A 7,588-nucleotide genomic window follows, 5' to 3' on the forward strand; every position below is an offset into this window, starting at 1 on the left:
GGGGGCGGGGGCGTCGCCCGCGCCGCACCGGCGGCGCCGGCCCCGCGCCGCCCGGACGACACCCCGGCCCTGCTGCGGCTCACCGGCTCCTGCGACGCGACGGAGCTCGTCCTCGACCGGGTCTGCGACGAGCTGTTCGCCTCCTTCACCCGCCGCGACCAGCGGCTGAGGGCCCGCCAGTACCTGTGGGGGCTGCTGGGCACGCCCGGCCGGAAGACCATCCGCAACATCGCGGCGTTCGTCGAGGGCCCGGGGATCGACCAGCGGCTGCACCACTTCATCAGCGACTCCACCTGGGACTGGGAGCCCGTGCGCACCGCGCTCACCCGCTACGTGGCCCGCACGATGGAGCCCGAGGCGTGGGTGATCCGCCCGGTGCTGATCCCCAAGGTGGGCCAGCAGCCGGTGGCGGTGAGCCGGCGGTTCGACCCGACCCGGGGGAAGGCCGTCAACGGCCAGCGGGCGGTCGGCGTCCTCGCGGTGTCCGAGACGGCCGGCACCCCGGTGAGCTGGCGCCTGCAGGTGCCCAAGGACCGGGTCGAGGACGTGGACCGGCAGCGGCGGGCGGGGCTGTCCGAGTCGATCGGCGCCGAGTCCATCGGCGAGTGCACGGCCCGCGCCCTGCTGCAGGTGCTGGCCCGTACCGGCGGCCCCGACCGGCCGGTGGTGCTCGACGGGCGCGACATGGAGCGCGCCCAGCTGCTGCGGCCGCTGCACGCCGCCGAAGTGCCCATGTTCGTACGGATCTCGGCGACCCTGCCGCTGCGCATCGAGGACCCGGCGCTGACCGGGCACCGCACCCACGGGCCGCTGCCCTCGCGCCGGATCGTGGAGGCGGCCCGGTTCCGCCGCCGGCCGGTGGACGGCCCGGACCCCTCGGTCGAGAAGGGCCACCTGATCACCACCGTCGACGTCCGGTGGCCGGCCGACGCCGGGCACCCCCACCCCGGGGCGGAGGCGCCGATGCGGCTGATCGCGGTCAGCCCGGTCGGGGAGAACGTGTGCGAAGAGCTGTGGCTGACGACGCTGACGACGGTGTCGGCCGCCACCGCGCTGAAACTCGCCCGGCTGGTGCGCCGGGTGGACCGGGACCTGGAATCCGTTTCCCGGAACGTCGGAATCTGGGATTTCAGCGGCCGGTCCTTTCCGGGCTGGCACCGGCACGTCACGCTCGCGTCCATCGCCCACCTGGTGCGCCTGCTGGCCCGGACCGACTACCGGTCCGAACTCGGCTGACGCCCTCCGGCCGTACCTCTCCACGCGATTCCGCACGCCCGCAAGACCTCGGACTCCGGAACTCCTCACCGACGGGGGAACGCATGCCCAGCCGGCAGTACTCCACGGATCTGCTCGTGATCGGCGGCGGCGTCACGGCGCTGTCGATCGCCTACCACTGCGCCCGGGCGGACATCGGCGTCGTCCTGCTCGCCCCGGACGGCTCCGGCGCCGCCGGGCCGTCCGCCCGCCCGGTGCGCACCTACCAGCCGGGGAAGGTCCACAACTCCGAGCTGACGGTGCGCGGCCTCGCGGACTACCGCGCGTTCGCCCCGGCCGGGGGCGCCGACCTGGTGGTCTCGGACGTCGGATGGCTGGTGGTGGCGGGCGACCGCCGGGAGGCCGACGGGCTGGAGCGCGAGGCCGCGGCGCAGCGCGCCGTCGGTGTGGAGCTGGAACCGCTGACCCCGGACCAGGCCCGCGCCCGCCACCCCTGGCTGGACCCGGCCGGCGCCGAGGCCGCGTTCTGGTGCCCGCAGTCCTACCTCCTCGACGTGGACACGGTGGTCCGGGGCTACGCCGCCGGCGCGCGGGAGCACGGCGCCCGGCTGCTGACCGGCCACACGGTGACCGGCCTGGACGCGACGGGCGCCCGGGTCACCACCGACCGGGGCGAGTTCGCCGCCCAGGCCGTCGTCCTCGCGGCCGAGGCCGGCAGCGGCGAGCTCGCGGCCTCGGCCGGGCTGGAACTCCCGCTGTGGGCGCAGACCGCCGAGCTGTTCGGCACCGACCCGGTCCTCGCCGAGGGCGAGCTCGACGTCCCCTTCACCGTGCACCCGGCGTCCGGGCTGAAGACGCTGGGCGCCGGCCGGTCCTTCCTGGTCGGCCTGGAGCGCGTCTCCCGGCAGGAGGGCATGCGGGAGGCGTGGTTCCGGGAGACCGCCGAGGAGCTGGGCGCGCGGTACCCGAAGCTCGCGGGCACCGGGCTGCGCAGCGTGTGGACCGGGACGGTGGACGTCACCCCGGCCAGGACGGCGTGCATCGGTTGGGCGGGCGGCGCCCACGAGCGGATCCTGGTCGCGGCCGGGTACACCGGCCAGGACCTCGGCCAGGCGCCCGCCACCGGGCGGATCATCCGCGATCTGTACCTCGGCCGCTCCCCCGGCGTCGACCTCGCCCCGTTCTCGCCCTCCCGGTGACGCCGGAATCCCGCCCGGCTTTGTCAGGTCGGACCGGAAATACTGACGAAGACGCCCCGGGAACCCGGCAGACTGACAAACTCCGGGATTACCGCCGGGATATCGACGTGACAAAGTCGAGAGCTTTCCGTGAGGTGCGCGGGATTTCCCTACCCGGCGATTCGGCCCGCTGATAGCGTCCCAACGTCACTGTCCGACGGCACTCCAATCCGGTTGACCGGACGCCGGTATTGGCGGAACCGAGGAGAACGGAGTAGGAACAATGCGCCAGATCGAGATCTCCTGGCCGTCCATCGACGCCAGAATCCGCATCACTCTCCACGAAGACCGCAATGCCCAACTCGTCGAGCCGCTCTGGGCCTCGCTGCCGTACCAGACCCTCCAGGGGCACGCGCTCGTGGCCGGCGACTGCATCTACCACGTCCCGCCGGCGCACGACCTCCTGCACGCCGTGCCGGACCACAAGGTCGACCGCAAGATCCAGCCCAACGGCACCGTGTTCTGCTCCGCGGTGCAGCACCTCACCATCAAGTACGGCGAGCTGACCGAGCCGATGCACACCGCGCCGATCGGCTCCGTCGTCCCGGAGGACGTCGACGCGCTGCCGAAGATCGGCCAGCTGGTCTGGGACTCCGTGCACGGCAACGGCGCCCCGATCCTCGCCCAGGTGCGGCGGGTGGACGGTGAGGCCGGGCACGGTGTGCGGCGCATGCCGACGGAGTCCGCCCGGGCCCGCGACCTGGTCGAGCGGATCGCCGTGGAGACGGAACGGATCCTGATCGAGCCGACCGAGGAACTGGTCGCCGCGCACGAGGGTCGGGTGCCCAACGGGGCCGGCACCAAGGGCTCGGTGCTGACCACGCTCGTCTGCATCAACGGCGAGACCCGGCCGCTGGGTTACGTGTCCCACACCGGACTGGTGCGGGCCGCCCGGCTGACCGACGTGCCGCTGCCCGCCCTGGTCGAGATGGCCCGGATCCTGCTCGTCAAGCCCACCGAGTTCCTCGGCTACTGCGGCCTGGACACGCTGTGGGACCTCACCCGGGAGGTGGTCGCCGTCATCGAGGAGAAGACCACCTCCAAGGAGGACTTCATCGCACTGCTCTCCCACATGGCCACCTACACCAACGCCCTCGGCGCCTGGAACCTGCAGCTGTTCCCGTGGGAACTGGGGGGCGACACCTGGACGTTCCGTCCGACCACCACGAGGAGTGCACATGTCTGACCGGAAGAACTCCACCGAACTGCTGATCATAGGCGGCGGCGTGATCGGCGTGTCCATCGCCTACCACTGCGCCAAGGCCGGCATCGACGTACTCCTGCTGGAGAAGGACCAGTTCGGCACGGCCACCACCGCGGAGACCGCCCGGGCGTTCCGCACCTACTTCCCGCGCAAGCCGTACGACAGCGAGCTGGCGGTCCGCAGCCTGGCCGAGTTCAACTCCTTCGCGAACACCCTGAACACCGACCTCGGGCTGAAGCACCTCGGGCTGCTCACCGTGCTGACCAGCGCCGAGCAGGCGGCCGAGCTCGAGGCGCTGCTGCCGGCCCACCGCGAGGTCGGCGCCGAGGTCGAACTGCTCACCCCGGCGCAGGCCGTCGAGTACAACCCGTGGCTGGACGCCGGCACCTTCGAGGCGGCCGTCTGGTCCCCGGAGTGCTACCGGGTCAAGCCGGAGGCGATCGTCAAGGGCTACGCGGACGCGGCGGCGCAGCTCGGCGCCCGGCTGCTGACCGGCACCGAGGTGACCGGCATCGACGCCTCCTCCGGCCTGGTGACCACCAACGCCGGGGAGTTCACCGCCGACGCCATCGTGATCGCGGCCGGGCCGTGGGGCGGCGACGTCGCCAAGCTCGCCGGCATGGAGCTGCCGGTGTGGGGCCAGTTCGCCGAACTGCTCTACACCGACCCGATCTCCGACACCGAGACCGACACCCCCTTCACCTTCCACCCGGTCTCCGGCCTGAAGACGATGGGCCGGGGCAAGGGCTTCCTGGTCGGCCTGGAGCGCATCTCCAAGCAGAAGGGCCTGCGCGACGTCTGGTTCGACGCGGCCGTCGAGGAGCTGCCGAAGTGGTACCCCAAGGCCGCGGGCGCCAAGCTGCACAGCGCCTGGACCGGGACCCTGGACGTCACCCCGACCAAGTCGGCGCTGATCGGCCGGGGCGAGGGCGCCCACGAGCGGATCCTCTTCGCGGCCGGCTTCACCGGCCACGGCCTGGCCCACGCGCCCACCGCCGGCCGGATCGTCCGCGACCTCCACCTCGGTGTGGCACCGGAGGTCGACCTGACGCCCTTCTCGCTGGCCGTCAACCTGGCGCAGCTGCCGGCCGCCTGAGCACTTCCCGCGGCGGGCGGCGGCACGGCCGCCCGCCCCTCCCCCAGCCGCGGGACGGCGCCGGCGGGGGCGGTCCTGGCACCGCCCCCGCCGACGCACCGGTTCCGCGGTGAGATCCGATGAGGTGTGAATTGTCCACGGCACACGAACTCCCCGAGAACTGGCAGGGCCAGGCGCTGGCCCCCCTGAACCCCGACACCGCGTTCAACGGCTACATCTGCGCGAACGTGCTGCACGCGCTGGCCCAGCTCGGCGTCTTCCGGCACCTGGCCGCGGAGCGGACGCTCGACGTCCCCGCGTTCTGCGAGCACAACACCCTGGACACCGCCGTGTTCCGGGCGCTCGTCCGGGCCGCCGCCTCGTTCGGCTACCTCGACGTCCGGGGCGACCTGGTCCGGGGCACCGCCCTCAGCGAGGACGTCGCCCGGACCCTGGGCTTCTTCACCTGGGGCGTCGGCGGCTACCACGACATCTTCGCCAACGCGGCGCCGGTCGCCCGCGGCGACCGCCGGTTCCGCGTCGACCTGGACCGCGACGAGGCCATGGTCGCGCTCGGCTCCGCCCAGGCGGACACCGCGCTGATGCGCCACATCCTCGACGAGGAGATCGGCGCCATCGACTTCCGCACCCTGGTCGACCTCGGCGCGGGCGTCAGCGAGCGGGTCTCCCGGCTGGTCAAGGGCCGGCCCGGCAGCCGCGGGATCGGCATCGACATCAGCCGGCCCGCCACCGAGCTGGGGCACCGCACGGTCGCCGGTTACGGCCTGACCGGCACCGTGCAGCCGGTCTGCGCGGACGTGCTCGACATCCTCTTCAAGGACCACGAGGTCGACGGCAGCGACGAGGCCGACGTCGTGATGAGCTTCATGTTCCTGCACGACCTGCTGGCCGATCCGGAGCGCCGCGAGGAGGTCGTCCCCCGGCTGCGCAAGGCCTTCCCGAAAGCGCGGGTCTTCCTGCTGGCCGACACCACCGTCCGGCCGCCCGCCGAGGGCGGGGACTCCCGGCTGCCGGTCTTCTCCAGTGGCTTCGAACTCGCCCACGCGCTGATGGGCGTGCCCATCTACACCCGCGAGGAGTACGAGCGGCTGTTCCGGCGCGGCGGGATGAACCTGCGCCGCACGGTGCCGTTCGGCGCCCCGCACACCTACCTGTTCGTCCTGGAGGCGTCGTGACGGTGCAGGACCGGGAGGCCGGGGCGGCGGCGGAGATCGTCACCGCCCTGCCCATCCCGCTGGCGGTCGCCGGGCACCACCAGCCCGCGCCCTTCTACGTCACCGCGGAGATGTTCGGCGGACTGCCGGTGCAGCTCGCCGGGGGCGAGCTCAGCACCCTGGTGGGCAAGCCCGTCGCCGCGCCGCACACCCACCCCGTCGACGAGCTGTACCTCCTGGTCTCGCCCGAGCCGGGCCAGGCGCGGATCGAGGTCCACCTCGACGGCGTGCGCCACGAGCTGGTGTCGCCGGCGGTGATGCGGATCCCGGCCGGCAGCGAGCACTGCTTCCTCACCCTGGAGGCGGCGGTGGGCAGTTACTGCTTCGGGATCCTGATCGGGGACCGTCTGTGACCTACAACGCCAGTGTCCCGTCGGCGGACTCGCTGGTGCGCCTGCACCTGAGCGAGAGCCCGTTCGGCACGAGCCCCGCCGCGGTCGCGGCGGTGACCGGGGAGCTGGAGCGCATCAACCGCTACCCGTCGCCGGAGCGCGAGGGGCTCGTCCGGCGTCTGAGCGAGCACTGGGAGGTGGCGCCGGAGCAGATCGCGGTGGCCAACGGCAGCGACGAGCTGGTGCTGGCCACCGCGCTCACCCTCGGCGACCGGGACCGCCCCGGCCTCGTCAGCGCCGGCACCTTTCCCGGGTACCCGGCCGCGCTGGAGCGCATCGGCCGGGGCGTCGTCCGGGTGCCGCTCGACGGCCCCCGGGTCGACCCGGCGGCGTTCGCGGAGCGCCTCCCCGAGTGCGGCATCGGCTACGTCTGCAACCCGCACAACCCGTGCGGCACCACGCTGCCGGGGCCGGCGCTGGAGGCGCTGGCCGCCGCGGCTCGCGACAGCGGCACCCCGCTCGTCTTCGACGAGGCGTACCACGAGTTCGGCCCGGCGGACCAGCCGCAGGCCAGGAGCCTGCTGCGGGACGGCACCCCGGTGCTCGCCCTGCGCACCTTCTCCAAGGCCTACGGGCTGGCGGCCCTGCGGATCGGCTACGCGCTCGGCCCCGCCGAGCTGATCGCCGAGGTCCGCCGGACGCTGACCGTCCTGCCGTTCAGCGTGAACCGCGCCGCGCAGGCCGCCGCGGTGGCGGCCCTCGCGGACCGGGAGTTCCTGGACCGGGTCCGGCGGGAGACGGCGCGGCGGCGCGGCTGGTTCTGCGCCGAGCTCGACCGCCGCGGGTACCGGTGGCTGCCCTCGGTCACCAACTTCGTGGCCGTCGCGGTCGCCGACTCCGGCAAGGCCCAGGACGCCCTGGCCAGGGACCACGGCATCCTCGTGCGCGACACCGGGGTGTTCGGCTTCCCCGGCCACCTGCGGGTCTCCCTCGGCACCGAGGAGGAGCTGCTGGCGTTCCTCGACGCCCTCGACCACATCACCGCCGGCACGCGGTAGCCGCGCCCGGCATCCGACGCACCCCTTGGAGGTCAACCGTGGTCAAGCCGATTCCGGACGGCTATGCCGAACTGACGGCGTACCTGTCCGTGGCCGACGCGGACGCCGCGATCGCCTTCTACACCCGGGCCTTCGGGGCCGACAAAGCCGACGACCACCGCTTCATCCGCTCCTACCTGCGCCGCAGGCAGATCCCGACCCGTATCGCCCGCCGAGGAATCGAGCCCTCCC

At 73.3% G+C, this 7,588-nt stretch carries 7 protein-coding genes and 1 pseudogene; all 8 read left to right on the forward strand.

Annotated features, from left to right (window positions below):
- Positions 1-1,236, forward strand: a 1,236-nt coding sequence (locus AB0E96_RS35770) for a transposase (protein WP_359830089.1), incomplete at its 5' end; no start/stop codon positions are given.
- Between the two features lie 83 nt (positions 1,237-1,319).
- Positions 1,320-2,414 (forward strand): FAD-binding oxidoreductase, encoded by a 1,095-nt coding sequence (locus tag AB0E96_RS35775; protein WP_359830091.1) that lies wholly within the window; start codon positions 1,320-1,322, stop codon positions 2,412-2,414.
- 262 nt (positions 2,415-2,676) lie between these two features.
- Complete coding sequence (locus tag AB0E96_RS35780) at positions 2,677-3,639, forward strand: hypothetical protein (RefSeq protein ID WP_359830092.1); 963 nt, start codon at positions 2,677-2,679, stop codon at positions 3,637-3,639.
- A complete protein-coding gene (locus AB0E96_RS35785) occupies positions 3,632-4,753 on the forward strand; it encodes an FAD-binding oxidoreductase (protein ID WP_359830094.1) in 1,122 nt (373 codons plus the stop codon). Before AB0E96_RS35780 ends, AB0E96_RS35785 begins: the two co-directional genes overlap by 8 nt.
- Before the next feature lie 131 nt (positions 4,754-4,884).
- A complete protein-coding gene (locus tag AB0E96_RS35790) occupies positions 4,885-5,928 on the forward strand; it encodes a class I SAM-dependent methyltransferase (RefSeq protein ID WP_359830096.1) in 1,044 nt (347 codons plus the stop codon).
- A complete protein-coding gene (locus AB0E96_RS35795; RefSeq protein WP_359830098.1) occupies positions 5,925-6,320 on the forward strand; it encodes a cupin domain-containing protein in 396 nt (131 codons plus the stop codon). Before AB0E96_RS35790 ends, AB0E96_RS35795 begins: the two co-directional genes overlap by 4 nt.
- Entirely contained in the window at positions 6,317-7,357 is a 1,041-nt protein-coding gene (locus AB0E96_RS35800; RefSeq protein WP_359830100.1) for a histidinol-phosphate transaminase, read from the forward strand. The genes AB0E96_RS35795 and AB0E96_RS35800 overlap by 4 nt, the downstream gene beginning before the upstream one ends.
- A gap of 38 nt (positions 7,358-7,395) precedes the next feature.
- Positions 7,396-7,588 (forward strand): annotated as a pseudogene (locus AB0E96_RS35805) (hypothetical protein); the annotation flags it as partial.

Origin of the sequence: Kitasatospora sp. NPDC036755 (genome assembly GCF_040636595.1) — a bacterium.
Classification (GTDB): domain Bacteria; phylum Actinomycetota; class Actinomycetes; order Streptomycetales; family Streptomycetaceae; genus Kitasatospora.